This window comes from Microbacterium oxydans (assembly GCF_006540085.1).
GTDB classification, from domain to species: domain Bacteria; phylum Actinomycetota; class Actinomycetes; order Actinomycetales; family Microbacteriaceae; genus Microbacterium; species Microbacterium oxydans.
Genome location: NZ_BJOG01000001.1, coordinates 936125 through 955276, shown reverse-complemented (window position 1 = coordinate 955276; position 19152 = coordinate 936125). Strand labels below are relative to the sequence as shown.

The 19152-nt window shown below is 68.8% G+C and carries 18 protein-coding genes; 8 read left to right on the top strand and 10 right to left on the bottom strand.

The genetic code is table 11. The features are described 5' to 3' along the window. Position 1 precedes the first annotated feature (1 nt). On the bottom strand, positions 2-1756 hold the full coding sequence (locus MOX01_RS04520; protein WP_218867287.1) for an MDR family MFS transporter: 1755 nt from the start codon (positions 1754-1756) through the stop codon (positions 2-4). Positions 1757-1849: 93 nt separating this feature from the next. Here MOX01_RS04520 and MOX01_RS04515 point away from each other — a divergent pair, with 93 nt between their 5' ends. Next, positions 1850-2740, top strand: coding sequence for an alpha/beta fold hydrolase (locus MOX01_RS04515; protein WP_230977801.1), 891 nt, complete (start codon positions 1850-1852; stop codon positions 2738-2740). Between the two features lie 25 nt (positions 2741-2765). On the opposite strand, the gene MOX01_RS04510 is transcribed toward MOX01_RS04515, so the two are convergent. Next, positions 2766-3536 (bottom strand): glycosyltransferase family 2 protein, encoded by a 771-nt coding sequence (locus MOX01_RS04510; protein WP_141368553.1) that lies wholly within the window; start codon positions 3534-3536, stop codon positions 2766-2768. A gap of 86 nt (positions 3537-3622) precedes the next feature. On the opposite strand from MOX01_RS04510, the gene MOX01_RS04505 reads away from it, so the two are divergent. Then, a complete protein-coding gene (locus MOX01_RS04505; protein ID WP_141368551.1) occupies positions 3623-4219 on the top strand; it encodes an HAD family hydrolase in 597 nt (198 codons plus the stop codon). A 14-nt stretch (positions 4220-4233) separates the two neighbouring features. Here MOX01_RS04505 and MOX01_RS04500 read toward each other — a convergent pair whose 3' ends face one another. Then, positions 4234-6042, bottom strand: coding sequence for an oleate hydratase (locus MOX01_RS04500; RefSeq protein ID WP_141368549.1), 1809 nt, complete (start codon positions 6040-6042; stop codon positions 4234-4236). Between the two features lie 118 nt (positions 6043-6160). Between MOX01_RS04500 and MOX01_RS04495 the strand changes: the two genes are divergently transcribed. Continuing rightward, positions 6161-6916, top strand: coding sequence for a class I SAM-dependent methyltransferase (locus MOX01_RS04495; RefSeq protein ID WP_058630697.1), 756 nt, complete (start codon positions 6161-6163; stop codon positions 6914-6916). Positions 6917-6945: 29 nt separating this feature from the next. On the opposite strand, the gene trpS is transcribed toward MOX01_RS04495, so the two are convergent. The 3 genes from trpS to MOX01_RS04480 all read right to left on the bottom strand — a co-directional run bounded on the left by trpS (position 6946) and on the right by MOX01_RS04480 (position 10573). Next, positions 6946-7986: a tryptophan--tRNA ligase gene (trpS, locus tag MOX01_RS04490; protein ID WP_141368548.1), complete on the bottom strand. Its 1041-nt coding sequence runs from the start codon at positions 7984-7986 to the stop codon at positions 6946-6948. A 188-nt stretch (positions 7987-8174) separates the two neighbouring features. Then, positions 8175-9476, bottom strand: coding sequence for an aspartate--tRNA(Asn) ligase (aspS, locus tag MOX01_RS04485; protein ID WP_141368546.1), 1302 nt, complete (start codon positions 9474-9476; stop codon positions 8175-8177). A gap of 77 nt (positions 9477-9553) precedes the next feature. Beyond that, positions 9554-10573 (bottom strand): DMT family transporter, encoded by a 1020-nt coding sequence (locus MOX01_RS04480; protein ID WP_230977800.1) that lies wholly within the window; start codon positions 10571-10573, stop codon positions 9554-9556. 46 nt (positions 10574-10619) lie between these two features. On the opposite strand from MOX01_RS04480, the gene MOX01_RS04475 reads away from it, so the two are divergent. After that, complete coding sequence (locus tag MOX01_RS04475) at positions 10620-11216, top strand: TetR/AcrR family transcriptional regulator (protein ID WP_058630700.1); 597 nt, start codon at positions 10620-10622, stop codon at positions 11214-11216. A gap of 9 nt (positions 11217-11225) precedes the next feature. Here MOX01_RS04475 and MOX01_RS04470 read toward each other — a convergent pair whose 3' ends face one another. Next, entirely contained in the window at positions 11226-12581 is a 1356-nt protein-coding gene (locus tag MOX01_RS04470; RefSeq protein ID WP_170224120.1) for an MFS transporter, read from the bottom strand. 99 nt (positions 12582-12680) lie between these two features. Between MOX01_RS04470 and MOX01_RS04465 the strand changes: the two genes are divergently transcribed. Further along, positions 12681-13046 (top strand): winged helix-turn-helix transcriptional regulator, encoded by a 366-nt coding sequence (locus tag MOX01_RS04465; protein WP_046747643.1) that lies wholly within the window; start codon positions 12681-12683, stop codon positions 13044-13046. Positions 13047-13074: 28 nt separating this feature from the next. Here MOX01_RS04465 and MOX01_RS04460 read toward each other — a convergent pair whose 3' ends face one another. Both MOX01_RS04460 and MOX01_RS04455 read right to left on the bottom strand, forming a co-directional pair. After that, positions 13075-13926 carry a hypothetical protein gene (locus MOX01_RS04460; protein WP_141368542.1) on the bottom strand — a complete coding sequence of 284 codons (852 nt, stop codon included), beginning with the start codon at positions 13924-13926 and terminating at the stop codon, positions 13075-13077. A 27-nt stretch (positions 13927-13953) separates the two neighbouring features. Continuing rightward, positions 13954-14334 (bottom strand): hypothetical protein, encoded by a 381-nt coding sequence (locus MOX01_RS04455; RefSeq protein WP_046747641.1) that lies wholly within the window; start codon positions 14332-14334, stop codon positions 13954-13956. A gap of 125 nt (positions 14335-14459) precedes the next feature. On the opposite strand from MOX01_RS04455, the gene MOX01_RS04450 reads away from it, so the two are divergent. The 3 genes from MOX01_RS04450 to MOX01_RS04440 are packed head-to-tail and all read left to right on the top strand — an operon-like array spanning position 14460 to position 17784. Further along, positions 14460-15125 carry a response regulator transcription factor gene (locus MOX01_RS04450; protein WP_061016657.1) on the top strand — a complete coding sequence of 222 codons (666 nt, stop codon included), beginning with the start codon at positions 14460-14462 and terminating at the stop codon, positions 15123-15125. After that, a complete protein-coding gene (locus MOX01_RS04445) occupies positions 15122-16507 on the top strand; it encodes a sensor histidine kinase (protein ID WP_141368540.1) in 1386 nt (461 codons plus the stop codon). The genes MOX01_RS04450 and MOX01_RS04445 overlap by 4 nt, the downstream gene beginning before the upstream one ends. Before the next feature lie 59 nt (positions 16508-16566). Next, the gene (locus MOX01_RS04440) at positions 16567-17784 is read left to right on the top strand and encodes an LCP family protein (protein WP_141368539.1); all 1218 of its coding nucleotides are present in this window, start codon (positions 16567-16569) and stop codon (positions 17782-17784) included. Between the two features lie 15 nt (positions 17785-17799). Here MOX01_RS04440 and MOX01_RS04435 read toward each other — a convergent pair whose 3' ends face one another. After that, on the bottom strand, positions 17800-19098 hold the full coding sequence (locus tag MOX01_RS04435; RefSeq protein WP_052748684.1) for an MFS transporter: 1299 nt from the start codon (positions 19096-19098) through the stop codon (positions 17800-17802). Positions 19099-19152: the final 54 nt, after the last annotated feature.

The following is a 19152-nucleotide window of genomic DNA, read 5'->3' as shown; positions in this document are numbered from 1 at the left end:
CTCAGCGCTCCTGGTCCCGATCTTCGCGCTCGAGCACGCGTACCGACCCGGTGGTGGGGGACGCCGACTCCGCGCCGTCGATCCGGATGGATCCGGTGGCGAGTGACGCGCCGACCTCGGCCTCGGAGACCTCGATCACCGATTCCTCGGCCTGCTCGAGCATCTGCTCCGCGGCGTTCTTCGTCGACAGCGGCTTGTTCTTGATGAACGCGATCGCGATGATGGCGATCACGGCGAGCGGAATCGCGATGATGAACGCATCCGCGATGCCGTGCCCGTAGGCACCCTCGACCATCGCGCGGATGGTGTCGGGCAGCTGGCCGACCTTCGGCACGTCTCCGGAGGCGAGGTGCTTGAGCGCCTCGATCTCGGCAGGTGTCGTCGGCACGAAACCGTCGAGCGCATCGGTGATGTAGTTCGCGACGCTCGTGGACAGCAGCGACCCCATCACGGTGACGCCGATCGTGCCGGCGATCGTGCGGAAGAAGTTCACGTTCGACGACGCAGCGCCCAGCTGCTGCGGCGCAGTGTCGTTCTGCACGATCAGCGTGAGGTTCTGCATGACCATGCCGAGTCCGGCACCGAGCACGAACATGTAGACGGCGACGAGCGGGAACGGCGTGTCGTAGCGCAGGGTGGCCATCAGGCTGACGCCGATGGTGGCGAGGACCGAGCCCGTGAGCATCCAGCCCTTCCACTTGCCGAAACGGCTGACGAGCTGTCCGATGATGATCGACGCACCCATCTGGCCGATGATCATCGGGATGGTCATGAGGCCGGACTCGGTGGGCGTGGCACCGCGGGCGAGCTGGAAGTACTGCGCGAGGAACACCGAGGTGGCGAACATCGAGACGCCGATCGCGATCGAGGCGATGACCGACAGGGTGAAGGTGCGGTTGCGGAACAGCGACATCGGCACGATCGGTTCCTTGACGAAGAACTCGACCGTGATGAACGCCGCGATCGCGACCGCCGCGGTGACGATGAGCATGATGCTCGTCGAGGAGTCCCAGTCGAACTGGTTGCCGCCCATGGAGACCCAGATGAGCAGGGTCGAGACGCCGACGGCGAGCAGCACGATGCCGAAGTAGTCGATCGACACCTTGGTGTCACGCTGCGGCTTCGGCAGGTGCAGCGTGAACTGCAGCAGCACGAGGGCGAGGATCGCGAACGGCACGCCGACGAAGAAGTTGGAGCGCCAGCCCCACACGTCGGTGAGGAGTCCGCCGAGCAGCGGGCCGCCGATCGTGCCGAGGGCCATGATGCCGCCGACGACACCCATGTACTTGCCGCGCTCGCGCGGGGAGATGATGAGCGCGACGGCGATCATCACGAGCGACATGAGGCCGCCGACGCCGATGCCCTGGATGACGCGAACGGCGATGAGCATGTTCGTGTCGGTCGAGAAGCCGGCGATCACGGTGCCGACCGTGAAGAGGATGAGGGAGATCTGGACGAGCACCTTGCGGTCCACAAGGTCGGCCAGCTTGCCCCAGATCGGGGTCGAGACGGCGGTGGCGAGAAGGCTCGCGGTGATGACCCAGGTGTACTGGGACTGGGTGCCGCCGAGGTCGGCGATGATGACGGGCATCGAGGTCGACACGACCGTGCCGGAGAGCACGGCGACGAACATGCCGACGACGAGGCCGGAGATCGCGGTGAAGACCTCGCGAGCCGAGCGTGTCTCGGAAGCGGGGATGGGGGTCTGTGTCACGGGGTAACGCTCCTGCGTAGAAAGTTGATCGAGGTCAACCATACGCCTTTAGTTGCCAAAGTGCAACTAAAGGCGTATGCGACGCTACGGCGAGCGCACCTCCCCCGCGAACACGCCGGGGAGTACCTTGTGAGCGTGTCGACGGATTCGAGGAGTGGGCGGGCGCTCGGTGCCCCTGCAGACCTCGACGCGGCCATCGGCGACGTCGATTGGACGGTGCCACCTGCGGGCTCGCAGCGGTCGACGTTCTCCGCACCGAGCGGAGACTTGTCGGTGATCTCCCTCGGCGACCCCGCGAATCCGCGCGTGGTGCTGGTGCCGGGAGCGACGGGATCGAAGGAGGACTTCGCCCTGATGCTCCCCCTGCTGGCGGAGGCGGGGTACTTCGTGCAGTCGTTCGACCTGGCGGGGCAGTACGAGTCGCACGCCGCCGGTGCGAATGCGAGGTACACCTATGAGCTGTTCACGGGCGATCTGATCGCCTTCCTCGAGGCAGGGACTCGAGCGCACCTGCTGGGGTACTCCTTCGCCGGCACGATCGCCCAGGTCGTCGCCGTCCGCCGTCCTGACCTCGTCCGATCCCTCACCCTGCTCACCACTCCCCCCGGTTCCGGCAACGTGTTCGCGAGCATGAAGTGGCTGGGGCCGCTGGCGCCCATCGCGAGTCCTCGGCGCGGCGCTGGACTCATGATCTGGGGGATCGTGACGAACAAGAACCGCGTCCCGCCGCGGCGACTCGAGTTCGTGCGCTCACGGTTCGCCCTGACGAGCCGTCGCAGTGTCGACGAGATCGTGGGACTCATGATGGTCGCGCCCGACCTGCGCGACCGCGTGCGGGCGCTGCCCGTGCCCAAGCTCGTCGTCGCGGGCTCGCACGACCTGTGGCCCCTGGCCGCGCATGAACGGTACGCGCACGCCATCGACGCGGAGTTCCGCGCGTATGCGACGGGGCACAGCCCGAGCGAGACGACACCGCATCAGCTCACCGCCGACCTGCTCGATCTGTACTCCCGCGCGCGCGACTGACTCGCCGCACGCGTCACCGCCCGCTTCACCGGCCGACGGACGATCCACCCGATCGGTCGACCTCGCGACGCGCCTGCCGTCGAAGGCGCAACGACTCCGGCGACAGATGCAGGCGCACGGTGGGCACGACGTAGCTCAACCGCCGCCGGAGCGACGCCCAATCCTGGAACGGTCGGGCCGACACCTCGACGACGAGGTCACGGTCACGCAGCACCGTCATCTCCGGCCGCACGTGGAACGACAGATCGAAATCATCGTGGATGTTGGTCTCCTCGCGGTGCACCTCGGCGCTCAGCGTGCGCCAGACCGCGGCGCGCATCGCCATGTTCGACCCGTAGAGCGGCGCATGCCCGAGGACGGGCGCCATGGTCGCGTACATGCCGCCGATGTAGAGGTGCTCCCCCATCCAGTGCACGAGCGGCGTCGATCCGTAGAAGCGCGGGTCGCCGGTGAGGAAGTCGACGTCCGGGCGCTCACGGAAAGTCCGCTCGATACGCTCCACCCAGTCAGGGTGGGGGCGGGAGTCGGCGTCGAGCCTCGCGATGATGTCGCCCGTGGCTGCGTCATAACCGGCCGCCGATGCTCGGGGTATCCCCGGGATCGGCTCGCTCACCACCCGCGCGCCGAACCTCTCGGCCACGTCGACCGTGTCATCGCTGCTGCCGTTGTCGACGACGACGATCTCGTCGGCGTGCCGGGTCTGCCGCGCGAGAGCGGCGAGGCACACCTCGAGCAGCCGGGCGTCGTCGCGCACGGGGATGACCACCGAGACGGAGCGCGGGAACACGGACACCATCGTTCTCCTCCCCCCTGGACCGGCGGTTTCCAAACACAGTCTCCTCTGTGGACGGCCGAGCGCGGCGATTGAGCGAGGATGGTCGGATGATCCGTGTCGTCCTGTTCGACCTCGATGGCGTGATCCGGCACTTCGACGCCGAGAACACGGCGACGATCGAGCGCCGCTACGATCTCGCCCCCGGAGACATCGAGCGCATCGCCTTCGCCCGCCCGCTGATCGACGAGGTCACGACAGGGCGGATCGCCCGAGCCGAGTGGGTGCGCCGTATCGGCGCGCGGGTCGGGACGGCTGCTGCCGAAGAGTGGAGCGCGCAGCCCGCGATGATCGACGACGGCGTCCTGGAGCTGATCGACGACGTCCGGGAGACAGGAATCCGCACCGCCGTACTCACCAACGGCACGGACACGATCCCGGCCGAGATCGCGGCCCACGGCATCGCCTCCCGGTTCGACGCGGTCTTCAACTCCGCCGAGATCGGATACGCGAAGCCCGACACCCGGGCGTTCCGTCACGTGCTCGACGCGCTCGACGTGAAGGCGGCCGAGGTCTTCTTCACCGACGATTCGGCGTCGAAGCTCGTGGGAGCGCAGCACCTCTCGATGCACACCCATCACTACGACGGAGTCGACGACCTGCGCGCTCGACTCGTCCAAGCGGGCGTGGACGTCGCAGGCAGCTGAACCACCCCCGCGCCTCACTCGACGGCGTCATCCGCTCGCTCGCGCCTCGTCGTGCCGCCGTGCTCCGGGATCAGACCGAAGTCGGTCAGGAGCTCTCCCATCTGCGTGTTGTCGAGTCGGTCGAGCAGCTTGCCCTTGACGAAGTTCGGACCGGGGATGTGCACCGCTTCGCCATCGCGCAGCCGTGCGGTCGCCTTCAGCAGATAGCGGATGTCGTACGTCGAGTTGAACACCTCCGGCACCCCGCGCTCGATGTCGAGCAGTTCGTAGGTCGCCTCCATCGCTGTGCGCACCGAGTACTCGGTGGTGAAGATCGTGTCACGCGTCGTCTCGGCGAACTGCCCGAGGAACGCGAAGTTCACGCTGCCCTCCGGCACCACCTGCGGGCGATCTCCGGCCTTGCGCGGCAGGAAGAACGAGGTGACATACGGCATCATCACCGGAACCGTCTTCGCCCCCGACGCCGCCAGTTCCGGGATGTCTTCGACAGGAACCCCCAGGTGATACAGCCATTCCTGCGCGATCTCCTCTCCCGTGCAGTCCTGCATCGGCTTCTTGACGAAGTCGCCCGGCGTCTCGACGAACAGCGCGTACACCCACACCACGATCTCGTTCGGCTTCTGCGACTTGAAATGCGGCTGCCGGTTGACCGTCCAGCTCAGCAGCCAGGAGGAGTCCTTCGCCGTGACGATGCCGCCCGTGACGACCTTGCCGGAGAACGGGTCCCGCTGGGCGATCCGCTCGATGTAGGCGGGGATGCGCTCGTCGATCGTGGTGACGGTCGCCGACTCCCACTTGGTCTTGGGGATGTCGTTGCAGAACACCTCGGGGTGCCCGAAGTCGGGCGACTTCGCGGCGACCTTCTTCCAGAAGTCCCACGCCGGAGCCGGACCGTCCTTGAGCTTCGCGGGCGTGTGCTGGTCGCCGTTGTCGGAATTCTCGGTGAGCGAGCCGATCGTCATCAGACACAGGTCGTCGGGGCCGAGGTCGACCCCGCCCGCCTCTCCGTCGGCGATCCAGTCGATGCGCGTGGCCTGCTTGCGGTCGTCCGTGATGTCGAAGCGCACGTCGGTGACCGTGTGGTGGAAGCGGAACTTCACACCGTGATCGTCGAGGAACTTCTGCATCGGCAGCACGAGCGACTCGTACTGGTTGTACTTGGTGAACTTGAGCGCGGACAGATCCGGCAGCCCGCCGATGTGATGCATGAACCGGTGCAGATACAGCTTCATCTCCAGCGCGGAGTGCCACTCCTCGAACGCGAACATCGTGCGCCAGTACAGCCAGAAGTTGCTCGCGAGGAAGTCCTCGCCGAACACCTCGTCGATGCGCTTGCCCTCCATCTGCTCGCGCGTGGCGAGAATCACATCGATGATGTCCTTCTGCGCCTTCTCCGACAGCGTGAACAGCTTGTTCGTGTGGGCATCCTGCCCCTGCTTCTCGGTCACCCGACAGAGCGAGAAGTTCGGATCGTCCTTGTTCAGCCAGTAGAACTCGTCGAGCACGCTGGCGTCCTCGATCTCGAGAGACGGTACCGAGCGGAAAAGGTCCCAGAGGCACTCCATGTGGTCCTCGAGCTCGCGCCCGCCACGGATCACGAAGCCCTTCTCCGGATACTTGATGCCGTCGAGCGCTCCACCGGGAAGACCGAGTTCCTCGAGGATCGTGATCCGCTCCCCGGCGATCCGGCCGTCGCGGATCATGAAGATCGCCGCAGCCATCGCGGCGAGCCCTCCCCCGACCAGCCATACGGTCTTGTCGTCAGCACCCTCGGGCTTGCGTGGCCGCGCGAACGCCTCGTAGTTGCCGTTGCTTCGATACATGCCGATCTTCCTTCCCACCCACCGGTCGATTCGCGACCAGTAGACAGGAGCGCCGCGACGAAGGGAAGAGGAAGCCCGTCATCTCACCCGCAGAGGGCGAGGCTGGGAGAATCGACGCATGACGGAATCCTTCGAGACGCTGATCGAAGCCGGACGCACCGCAGACGTCACAGGGTGGGACTTCGCGTGGCTGGACGGACGGGCGACCGAAGAACGGCCGCCCTGGGGGTACGCCCGGCTGCTGTCCGACCGCCTCGCCGGAGCGTCGGCCTCGCTCGACATCCAGACCGGCGGCGGTGAGGTGCTCGCCGAAGCCGCCTCGTTCCCGCCTGTCGCCGCGGCGACAGAGTCGTGGCCTCCCAATGTGGACAGGGCGACGCGGCTGCTCCACCCTCGTGGCGTGGTGGTCGTCGCCGATCCCGATGAGCCGCCGCTCCCCTTCGCAAGTGAGGCCTTCGACCTGGTGACCAGCCGGCACCCCGCGACGATCTGGTGGTCGGAGATCGCCCGGGTGCTGACACACGGCGGCACGTACTTCGCCCAGCACGTGGGTCCGGCGAGCGCGTTCGAGCTGATCGAGTTCTTCCTGGGGCCGCAGCCCGACGCGCGGCGGGGTCGTCATCCCGACGACGAGGTCTCCGCCGCGGAGGCCGCCGGTCTCCAGGTCGTCGATGTGCGCACCGCTCGCCTGCGCATCGAGATCCATGACGTCGCCGCCGTCGTCTATCTGCTGCGCAAGGTGATCTGGTGGGTGCCGGGCTTCACCGTCGACGACAATCTCGACCGGCTCCGCGATCTGCACGACCTCATCCAGGAGGGTGGACCGTTCGTCGCGCACTCGACCCGTCACCTCATCGAGGCCCGCCGCCCTTAGCGGACTTGCGCTCCGCTGCCGGCGCCGCGTCAGTACACGGTCCCCATCGCCGCACGCACCTCGTCGAGGGTGACGTCCGCGATCGCACGTGCGTGCTCGTTGCCGCGCTGCAGAACGGAGCGCACGAGGTCCCCGTCCGCCGCGAGTTCTCGCCGTCGGGCCCGCAGAGGCGCCAGGAAGTCGTTCACCGCCGTGGCGGTCAACGCCTTCAGCTCGCCGCTGCCACCGTCGCCGACGGCAGCGGCCAGCTCCTCGGGCACGGCGCCCAGGCACAGAGCGGCCGTCGACAGCAGCGCCGAGACGCCGGGTCGGTGCTCCGGGTCGAAGGTGATCCGCCGATCCTGATCCGTCCGCGTGCGTCGGATCACGGCGACCGTCTCATCCGCGGTCATCGACAGGGCGATCGCGTTGCCGTAGCTCTTCGACATCTTCCGACCGTCCAGCCCTGGAACCTCTGGGGTCGCGGTGATCAGCGCATCCGGAACGGGGAAGATCGCCCCGTAGCGTTCGTTGAACCTCCGGGCGATCACCCGCGTCATCTCCACGTGCGGCAGGTTGTCCTTCCCCACCGGCACCAGGTTCCCCTTGCAGAAGAGGATGTCGGCGGCCTGATGCACCGGGTAGGTCAGCAGCAACCCGCTCAGGGCGCGACCCGACGCCTCGAGCTCGGACTTGACCGTGGGGTTCCGGTGCAGTTCGGCTTCGGTGACGAGGCTGAGGAACGGCAACAGCAGCTGGCTCAGCGCAGGGATCGACGAGTGCGTGAAGATCGTCGTCCGCTCTGGATCGATCCCCGCGGCGAGGTAGTCGAGCACGGCGCCGTGCACGTTGTCGCGCACGTGCGCCGTCGTATCCCGATCGGTGATGACCTGGTAGTCGGCGAGCACGAGGAACGTCTCGACCCCGGCATCCTGCAGCCGTACCCGCTCCCGGATCGTGCCGAAGTAGTGCCCGAGGTGCAGCGCCCCGGTGGGGCGCTCCCCCGTGAGCACACGGAACCTCTCCGGATGCCGGGCCACGACGTCGGCGACCTCCGTCGAACGGTGTGCGGTCGTGGTGAACGAATCCATCTGTCTCTCCCTGAATCGGGAGCCGCACGGAGTTCACGGGTGCTGTTCACGAACTGCCGTGCAGCCCATGAACATACGTCAACCGGCTGCTATCGCAGCCACCACCATGCAGAGCGGTTGATCGTCATGGAACAGATGCTATCGCGCACCGCGACCACGAGTTCACGGAGCGAGCCCCCGGTGACCGCTCAGGGCGTGAGCCGGTGCAGGTCGCGCGGGAACAGCGTCACCTCCCGGATGTTCGACGCCTCGATGAGCCGCGACACCCAGCGCTCCAGCCCGATCGCGAAGCCGCCGTGCGGGGGCATGCCGTGCGCGAACGCGGAGAGGTAGGAGGCGTAGGCATCGAGCGACTCACCGCGCGCCTCGATGGCGGCGACGTAGTCGGAGTGCCGGTGCAGTCGCTGTCCGCCGGTGACGAGTTCGAGCCCACGGAAGATCAGGTCGAAGCTGTTGCTCCAGCGCGGGTCGTCGGTCTGGGGGTGCGTGTAGAACGGGCGTTTGCGCATCGGGTACCCCTCGACGGCGAGCACGTCGCTGCCGTACCGCTCCCGCGCCCACTCCCCCAGCGCGCGCTCGTGCGCCGGCGCGAGGTCGGGCTCGTGTTCCGGGGCGCCGACCCGTCGAAGCGCGTCCTGGAAGTGGATCACCGGGATCTCGTCGGGGATCGCGGGGAGCGCGATGTCGAGGCGCTCGACGGCGTCGCCGCTCTCGGTGCGGATGCCGTCGATCATGCCCGCCAGCACCCGATGCAGCAGCGCGAGCACGTCGCGGTGGTCGTCGATGAAGCCCAGCTCGGCGTCGAGCGACACGTACTCGGCGAGGTGCCTCACCGTGTCGTGCGGCTCCGCACGGAACACCGGGCCTGTCTCGTAGACGCGCTCGAAGACGCCGACGAGTTGCTGCTTGAAGAACTGCGGGCTCTGCGCGAGGTACGCGGTCGAGCCGAAGTAGTCGACCGGGAACACGTTCGCCCCCGACTCCGTCACGGAGTCGACGAGCTTCGGCGTCTGGATCTCGGTGAATCCCTCGGCGTCGAGCGTGCGACGGAATCCGCGCAGGCTCGCCGCAGCCAGCTCCCACTTCGCCCGCTGCGCAGGGTGGCGCCAGGTGACGGCGGCATGGTCGAGCACGGTCGGCAGCGCCGCGTCGAGCGTGGGACGCCAGAGCTCGACGACCGGCGTGCGCGCAGGTTCGGAGAGCAGGGTGATCTCCGGCGCCGTCACCTCGATCCCGCCGGGGGCATGGGCGTTCGCGGTGGCCGTGCCTTCGATGCGCACAACCGTCTCCTCACCGGGCAGACCATCCACCGGCAGCTGTTCGGGTCGGAACACGATCTGCGCGAGCCCCGTGCGGTCGCGCAGGATCAGGAACGACACGGTGGCGAGTTCCCTGCGCCGATGAACGTGACCCAGGAGCGTGATCCGGGCACCATCGGGCATGGTGGAGAGTTCCGTGGCGAGCGTGCGGGCGGGGTCGGATGGCGACATGATTCCTCCAGGTGGCGAAAGCCCTGGAGGTGCGGGCGGGGGCTAGATCGCGGTGCCACCACACCTTCGCCGATCGCTCATCGGCCTCTCGTCGATACGCCGGACGCGCGGGAGCCGCTCGCCCCGAGAGGCCGAGGGTCGTCACTCCTCGCAGCTGCCGCCGCCAGCGTAGCATCGGGCTCCGGCTCGCTCACATCGCTCCCGCCTCGCGTCTCGCTCACCAGCACGGCCGCGACACCCGCCGCGCAGAGTCCGAATCCGAGGAGGGTGACGCCGGTGAGCGGCTCGCCGAGGAGGAGCGCCCCCGCTGCCGCGGTGGTCGGTGCGACGAGGAACAGCAGCGCGTTGAGCGCTGTGATGCCCACCCGGCGGAGCAGCCACCAGTACAGCCCGTACGCGGCGAGCGTCGGAGAGGCGGCCGCGAACCCTGCTGCCAGCCAGAACGATACCGACGCCGGAGGAACGAGAGCCCCGGACACCGCGGCGATCGGCACGAGCGCCACGGTCGTCACCGTCACGTGGATGGCCAGGGTCAGGAGGGTTCCGGTGCGCGGAGCCGAGCGCCGTTGCAGGAAGGTGCCGACGATCAGGCACGCCATCGCGAGAGCGGGCCAGACGTAAGCGGCGGGGTGCGCCTCTGAATCGTCGAGCTGCGACCGCACCACCAGCAGGACACCGCCGGCTCCGACCACGAGTCCGAGCCACTGCGCACCGCGCACACGCAACCCGAGCAGCGGCCCGACGAGGACCGCGACGATGAGCGGCTGCACCGCATCGATCAGCGCGGTCGTTCCGGTCGCGACCCCCGCGGCGATCGCCGCATAGACCGACACGCAGTACCCGAACTGCGCGAACAGGCCGATGAGCGCCTGCCGCCCGAGATCCGCCCGGCTCACGCCTCGCGCTGCACCTGTGGCGGCGACGGCCACGAGCAGGACCACGGCCAGCGGCACGAATCGCCAGACGAGCAGTGTCAGGGGAGAGACGGCGTCGACGGCGATCGCGGGCACGAGGAATCCGGAGCTCCAGGTCACCACGAACGCCGCGGCCGCCAGAACCGTCACCATGCCGTGAAGTAGACCGATCTGTTTACTCATCTGTCTGACTATACAGGTCGGTTTACTCACCGGCTATAGTGGAGGCATGGCCGTCCCGGTACCCGAACTCGCCCCGCTCACGCCGGGCGCCACACGCGTGCTCGACGCGGCGTCCCGGCTCTTCTACGAGCGCGGCATCCACGCCGTCGGCGTCGACACGATCGCAGAGGCGGCCGGGGTCACGAAGAAGACGCTCTACGACCGGTTCGGGTCGAAGGAGGCCCTGGTCGTCTCCTACCTGCAGCACCGCGACGCCCTCTGGCGCGCCCACGTCGCACGACACCTGGAATCCGTCTCCGGACCCGGGGTCGAGCGGGTGCTCGCCGTGTTCGACGCCGCGATCACCTGGTCCGACGAGTACAGCCCGAAAGGGTGCAGCGCCATCAACGCGCGGGCGGAGATCGGCGACGGCCACGACGGTCACCCGGTCTTCCCCGAGGTGTCGCGCCAGAAGGCGTGGCTGCTCGACCTCTTCCTCGAGCTGTGCCGCGAGGCCGGGGTCACCGAACCCGAGCTGATGTCGAAGGCGATGATGCTGCTCTACGAGGGCGCGATCGTCACGGTCGGCATGGAGACGTTCAGCGAGCCGTTCGTCGTCGCACGGCGACTCGCGCGCTCGACCCTGGAGCAGGATCGAGGCTGACCCGCCCCCTCAGCTGTTCGAGGGGCGAGGAACCCTGCGACGCAGGAGCGGCACGACGGCGGACGCCACCACGACGATCGCGGCGGCGAGCGCAGCCGTGCCGAAACCGCCCGTCGCGACGACGGCGATCGTTCCGAGCACAGCGATGCCGAGACCTCCGCCGAGGGCGAATCCGACCTCCTGGATCGCTCCGACCTGTCCGGCGTCGTCTTCGACGGTGACGTCGAACAGCGCCGTCGCGGCGAGCGTCGCGCCGATGCCGAACCCCAGACCGACGAGCACCAGCGGAGCCGCCACGACCTCGGGATCGGTGAACAGCCACAGCATCCCGACCGCCTGCAGCAGGAGCGCACCCACGGTCAGGGTCTCGGTCCGCAGCCAGCGGAGCGCGATCGGGGCGATCACCCCGCCGATCGCGATCGCGGCGGCCTGCGGCAGGATCGCGAGGCCGGCCTCCGCCGCGGTCCAGCCCCTCGTGTCCTGCAGATGCAGGCTGACGAGCAGGACGGACGCCGAGGACACCCCGCTGGCGACGAGGATGCGGGTGATCGCGGGGCTGAAGCCGGGGATCGCAAACAGGCGCATGTCGATGAGCGGTTCGGGCAGTCGGCGCTGGCGCAGGATGAAGTACACGAGGCTGCCGACAGCGACCACCGCGGCGATCACCGCCGGCACGGGGGCGGCGAGCGCCTCATGCAGTGCGAAGGCGAGTGCGCCGAGGGCCACGACCGACGTGACGATGCTCGGGAGATCCCACGACGGCGTCCGCGAGCTGCGGGAGTCGGGCACCAGCCACACGGCCAGCACTCCGGCGAGCGCCGCCAGCGGGACGCTCCCCAGCAGCAGCCAGCGCCACCCTGGGCCCTCCGCCAGGAGTCCGCCGAGAACGGGACCGAGCGCGCTGCCCACTCCGAAGGTCGCGGTCCACAGCCCATAGGCGAGCACCCGCTCCCTGGCGTGATACTTGGCCCCGATCGTGGCGACCACCCCGGCGACGACGAACGCCTCGGCCACACCGAGGAGCGCCCGGATCACGATGAGCAGCAGACCGCTCTGCGCGAATCCGCCCACCGCGTTGAGCACGGCGAATCCGCCGAGACCGATCAGCACGATCCGTTTGCGCCCGAAGGCGTCGCCGATCCGCGCAGCGAGGATGAGGGTGGCGGCGAGGGAGAGTGCATAGACGTCGGCCAGCCAGAGCCCCTCGGTGTCGCTGAGTGCCAGCTCGCCGCGGATGGCCGGGAGCGCCGTGGAGACGCTGCTGATGGCGAGGGCGCCGATGAGTATTCCGAGGAGCAGGGGCACCATCGCGAACCAGAGACGGAGGGTCGAACGCGACGGGGACTGAGTGGGGGTGGAAGTCACGTGCTCAGTCTGTAAAGTACAGACAGAAGCTGCAAGTACTGTCATTTCTGTCACGTACTGACACTTCGGATACCGAGAAGGACGACAGAGGAGCGTGCGATGCGGGAGAAGACCGAGCGGATCGTGCGCGAGTGGTCGGAGTCATGCGATGCGGAAGTGTCCATCGCTGTGCTCGGCGGCGCCTGGAAACCGAGCATCCTCACGCTGCTGGGCGAGCACGAGGTGCTGCGGTTCGGGGAACTCGGCCGCCTGTTGGAGAACCCGACAGCCCGCGTGCTCACCCGACAGCTGCGCGAGCTGGAGGAAGACGGCCTCATCACCCGCACCGTCTACCGGCAGGTGCCGCCGAAGGTCGAGTACCGCCTCAGCGAGCTGGGCACGAGCGCGACGCCCCTGCTCGTCGAGTTGACGCGGTGGGGCACGCAGTACGCCGAGCAGCAGCGCGCTGCGACGACCGTCTCCTGAGCCCGCGGTGTGAGTTCGCGGGGGCCGGTCACTCGCTGTCGAGGAAAACCCCGACGTGATCGGCCTCGTACACGAACTGCAGCGCCGTCCCGTCGGGGAAGCGCTCGGTCAGCTCCTTGGGCATGTTGGTGTCGAACGGCACCTCGACGGTCGCGGGGAACGCGCCGACGGCGCACCCCGTGTACATGGGCCCGTCGTAGGTCCAGCCGTTGGACGAGTCGAAGTCGTCCTTGTCCGGCACCTGATCCGCTCTGGCCACCGTGAGGCAGTCCGAGCCGACCGAACCGTTGTAGTAACCGCCTGAGCTCTCCACGATGACCAACCCGTAGAAGTCGAACACCGCGGAGCTCGGACCCACCCCCATCCATCCGGCCGGGATCGCCACGTCGGAGGTCGCGTCGAGCGTGGCGATCTGCGGAGCGCCAGCGGAGGAGGCGACGGGGGTCACCTTCACCAGGGCGAACGTGACGGCAGCCGACATCGCTGCCGCCGCGACGATCGCGACCACCCACAGGATCCTCGTCGTGCGCACCGAGAACCACGCCGCCAGACGCTCGGCGGGTTCCGCCGTCGGCGGGGCCGCATCGGCGTCGTCGACCGAGGTGTCGAAGACGCCGAGCGCATCGTCTTCCGCGTCCTCGGGCTGTCGCCTCGACCGTCTGGCGCGGCTCACCGGTTCCGCAGCGCGCGTCGGCTCCGAGTCGATGGTCTCCATCGCCGGTGCGGGCGGGACGACGTCCTCGGCCCTGGGCCTCGGCTGTCTCCGTGCCTCCAGCTGCTGGAGCCGTCGGAGTGCGGCGGGATCGTCCTCGATGTCCGCCGTCGGACCATAGGCGCGGGCCCGGAGGGCGCGAAGCTCTTCATCAGCCGCAGTGCTCATCTCCGGCATCGTCTCACACGGCGGAGCTCAGCCGCAGAACGCCGAGGCCGAGTCCTTGAGCTGTTCGATCGCTTCGACCGTCTCCGGAGCCTGCAGGTCTGTCATGCCGCCGATCTGCGTGGCGCCGGAGCGGATCAGATCGCCCAGCTGTCCGTCGACGTTCGCCGCGATCCCCTCGAGCGAGGCGACGAGGTCGTCGCGCGCGGCGTCGGCCTGCTCGGCCGAGACCGCGCCCTGATCGAGCAGCGCCTGGTACTGCCCGTAGGCATCGTCGATCGTGGTGCAGGTCGCCTGCACGTCGATCCCGACGGCGTCGCCCGCCATCTGCGTGACCTGCGAGCAGCCGGCGAGCGCCCCGGCACCGAGTCCGGCAGCGAGGACGAGAGGAAGGACCACGATTCGGCGCATGGCACGAGGGTAGCCGCTCGACCTGACGAGCCCCTGCGACCCGCCTCGGCGCCTCTGCTCGGAGCCTATGCACGGGCGCCGCCGTCTATCATCGCAAGCGCGCGGTGTCCGGGAGGTGGGGTGGGATGAAGATCATGCTCGTGGACGACGACGCGGAGATCCGTCTCGGTTTCACCACCGCGCTGCGACGTCGCGGTCACACCGTCGAGACCGCCGAGGACGTCGCCTCCGCACGCCTGCTCGCGGAACGCACGACCCCCGACGTCGCGATCATCGACGTCATGCTCCCCGACGGCGACGGGTTCTCGCTGTGCCGGGAGATCCGGGCGCGCTGGGGCTTCCCCACCGTGATGCTGACCGCCCGCGACGAGGATGCCGACGTCGTCGTCGGTCTCGACGCGGGAGCGGACGATTACATCGCCAAGCCGGTCAGCGTGGCCGTGCTCGAGGCACGTCTTCGGACGGTTCTGCGTCGCAGCTCCCGGCTCACCGCGGAGCCGCTGCGGGTCGGATCCCTCGAGCTGCACGAGGACTCGGCGGAAGCCCTGGCGGGGGGCGAGGCCCTGCCGCTGAGTGCGACCGAGTTCCGCCTGCTGCATGAGCTGGCGCTGAACGACGGGCACACCCTCAGCCGTTCGCGCCTGATCGACGCCGTCTGGGCGCAGTCACCGCCCGACACCTCCCGCGTCGTCGACACCGCCATCCAGCGGCTGCGTGCGAAGCTGACCGCTGCGAACGTCGCGACTCCGCAGCTGGAGACCGTGCGCGGGATCGGCTACCGGCTGCGATGACGGCCCGTCGCCGGCTCACGCTCCGCACCGCCATCGCCCTCGCCCTCATCGGCAGCACGGTCGCCGTCTCCGTCCTCGTCACCGGCGTCGTCGTCTTCACCGCGGGCAGGATCGTCTACGAGTCCAGGCAGCAGGGTCTGCTCGATGAGTTCTCGACGACGGCGGATGCCCTGTTCACGTCCATCTCCACGGTGTCTCCCGAAGACACGTGGAGCTACTATGCCGAGATCCTCCCCGGCGAGACGGTCATCATCGACCTCGGCAGTGGCCGCAGCGCGGGCGAGCTCCGACCGGATCAGGTGCCGGACGCCCTGCGCATCGACGACAGCCGCCGCTCCGGCGAGGTGACCTCGCTGATGACCACGCTCGACGACCGAGAGGTGTTCTTCGTCTCCGTCGTCCGCGACGACCTCCCCCAGGACCCGAGCGGCCGCCTCGCCGTGGTCACCGCGTACTCGATGCAGCCGCAGCAGGAGCAGGTGCGGGAGCTGGTCGTCTCCGGGGTGCTCCTCAGCGCGGGCGTCGTGGTCCTCGTCATCCTGCTCGAGCGCCTGCTGGGCGGTGCGCTGACGCGTCCGCTCCGCCGCCTCGTCGACACGGCGCGGGCTGTGGGCTCCGGCGAGGGCCCTCCGGCGTGGAAGCCGTCGTTCGACGACGTCGACCGTGTGGCCGACGCACTCCGCCTCTCTTCAGAACGCCTGGGCGACACCATCGGGCGGCTTCGACAGCGCGAGGCGGAGTCGAGGCAGCTCGTGAGCGACGTCGCCCACGAGCTGCGCACCCCCCTCACCTCGATGATGGCGGTCGACGAGATGCTCGACGACGGCGAGCAGACGACGGCCGAGGAGCGAGCGGTCGCCACAGCGGTCGTGCGCACGGGGACGCGCCGACTGCACACCCTGATCGAGCACCTGCTCGAGCTCTCCCGCCTCGACGCCGGAGTCGCACGCGTGCACCGCACGACCGTGGTGCTGCACGACCTGCTCGCCGATGTGGTCGACACGACGGGAGTCGACGTCGACGAGCTGTCGGTCGCGCCGAGCCTGCGACTGCGTACCGATGCGGCACGACTGCACACCGTGGTGGCCAATCTGCTCACGAACGCCTCCCGCCACGGGCGCCCGCCGGTCGTCATCCGCGTGCGGGAGGACGGTGACGTGCTGCACATCGACGTCGGCGACCACGGGCCCGGCATCGCCGGCGCCGACAGCGAGCGGGTGTTCGACCGGTTCGTCACGACGGATCGGTCGCGCTCGGACGGCGCCGGGACCGGACTCGGACTCGCGATCGCTCGTGACAACGCCCGCCTCCTCGGCGGTGATCTCGCGCTGCTGTCCGGATCCCCGGGCGCGACCTTCCGGGTGACCGTTCCTCGACTGTGACACTCGTGTGACATTCGTGCTCGACACTGGCTGCTCGCCGATGCCGAGAGGTCTTCCCCATGAGTCTTCCCCCGCTTCCAGCTCCGAGCCGACGGCGCCGGAGGCGCCTCCGGCGCTTCCTCACCCTGGCCGCCGTCGCGGTCCTGGTCATCGGCGGGGGCACGGTGGCCGTCGCGGCGCTCCGGCTGTCCCAGAACGTCACCACGGTCGAACTGCACCCCGCCCGTACGGATGAGCCTCCCGTCGTGGCGGATTTCGACGGCGCATTCGATGTGCTGCTCGTCGGCTCGGACGGCCGCGCGGGGCAGGGAGCCCAGTACGGAGAGGGCGGAGACGTCGAAGGCAGCCGGAACGACGTCACCCTGCTGCTGCACGTGAACGACGCTCACGACGCGGCGACCGTGATCTCCTTCCCCCGCGACCTGCTCGTCGACATGCCCTCCTGCAGCGATCCCGACACCGGGAAGACGTGGGCTGCGGGGCACCGGGTGCAGTTCAACGAGTCGCTCTCCCGCGGCGGGCTGGGCTGCGTCGCCTCGACGGTCACGGCCCTCACCGGTATCGATCTCGCCTACGCGGCGGAGATCAGCTTCACGGGGGTGATCGATGCCTCCAACGCCGTCGGCGGCGTGCCGATCTGCTTCGCCGGCCCCGTCCACGATCGCCACTCCGGACTGGAGATCCCCGAGGCCGGGACCTACGACCTCAGCGGCGAGCAGGCCCTGGCGCTTCTGCGTTCCCGCTACGGCATCGGGGACGGGAGTGACCTGGCTCGCATCTCGACCCAGCAGGTGTTCCTCTCCTCGCTCGTGCGGACGCTCCGTGACCAGTCGACCCTGACCGACCCGGTGAAGCTGTACGGCATCGCCGACGCGGCGACCAGGAACATGACGCTGTCGACCCCGCTCGCCGACCTCGGCACGCTCGCCTCGATGGCGAAGGTGTTCAGCGACCTGCCGCTCGAGAACATCGCGTTCGTGTCGTACCCGCACCTTCCCGCGGGTGACCGCGTCGTCCCCGACGAGCAGTCGGCCGCCGCGCTGATGGAGCGGGTGATCTCCGGTGAGACGGTGAGCATCAGCTCCGACCACACCGGCCGTGGCAGCGAGCTCTCCCCGCCGGCTACCCCGCCGTCCGACGACTCCGAGGGCGCGGAGACGACGCCACCGGAGACGACACAGCCCGATACGACACAGCCCGATGCGAACACCCTGCCGTCGAACGTCGACGGGCAGAGCGCGGCCCAGGACACCTGCGTGCGTCCGAACGCCGGGTAGCGGCTACGCGACTGGTCAGTGGTCGCGTGCGGGTGGATCGAGCGGAACGCGGGAGTTCAGGATGAGCAGCGCGACGCCCCCGACGGCGGAGATCGCGGCGGGGATCCAGAACAACTGGGGAAGGCCGAGCCACAGCGAGCCGATGCTTCCCACGAAGCCTCCGACGGCGGCGTTGATCGCATAGGAGCTCATGAAGACGCTCGTGGCCATGCCGACGCGGGTGGGGACGAGGCGTTGGGCCACGGTGATGCCCAGCACTCCGAAGGTGGCGATCACTCCTGCCATCAGCACCTGCCCCACGATGAGCGGGACGATGTGCGGCGTGATCTGGCCCGCCGCGGCATAGGAGATGTGCGCGGCGACCGCCATCAGCGCACCGGCCGTGAGCACGCGGGCGAGGCCGAAGCGTGTCGCGAGTCGTGCGGCGAACGGCATGAGGAGGAGCTCGACGAGGGGCTGGAAGCCGATGATCGCCCCCCGCACGCCGGCGTCGACGCGCAGCTCGCCGTCCATGTACAGCGGCAGGTAGGCGAGCTTCACGGTCTCACCGCACATGATGAGCACGTAGATCGCGGTGAAGACCAGGAGCGGCAACATGGAGCGCGGGTGCGGAACGGGCGGCTCGGTGGGCGAGGAGACGGCCTGGCCTGGCTCACGGATCGGCGTGGACAGCGCCCGCCGTGCCGCGGCCGAGTCGGACTTCACACCGATGAGGGGCACGAGCGAGAGCAGCACGCAGAGGCCGGTCACGAGCAGCAGGGGACGCAGACCGATGACAGCGCCAAGGACGGCGCCGATGACCGGCCCGACGATCCACCCGAACGCCATGGCCATCCGCATCACGGCGACGACCTCGTTGTCGGCGGGCGTCGGCCTGCGGTTGAGCTCGTCCCGCACCGCGGCCTGCAACTGCGCCGCCCCCGCTCCGGCTGTGCTCAGCAGCAGCATGTTGATGGCGAACGGCATCCACGCCTGCATGGCGACCGCCATCAGGACCCATCCGAGGAACCCCGCGATGGCGGAGAGCCGGAAGACCAGCAGTCGCGAGCCGGCGCGGTCGGACAGTGAGCCCACGAGGTATCCGGCGATCGGCGCGGTGAGGTTGGTCAGGAAGTAGAGGCCGGCCTGAGCCGTGGACAGATGCAGCTCTCCCACGAGGAACAGCGTGATCTGCGGGACGGTGACGGAGATCCCGATACCGGAGATGACCAGGCTGATGAAGACTCCGCGCAGGAGCCGGGAGCGGAGGATGTAGCGCGACGCGGACAGCGGTCTGCTCGACGATTCCGCGGTCTCCGAAAGCCGAGATGCCACGCAGAACCATCCTCGTGTGCCGTGCGAAAGGGGGAACGGCCATGCTATCGAGGA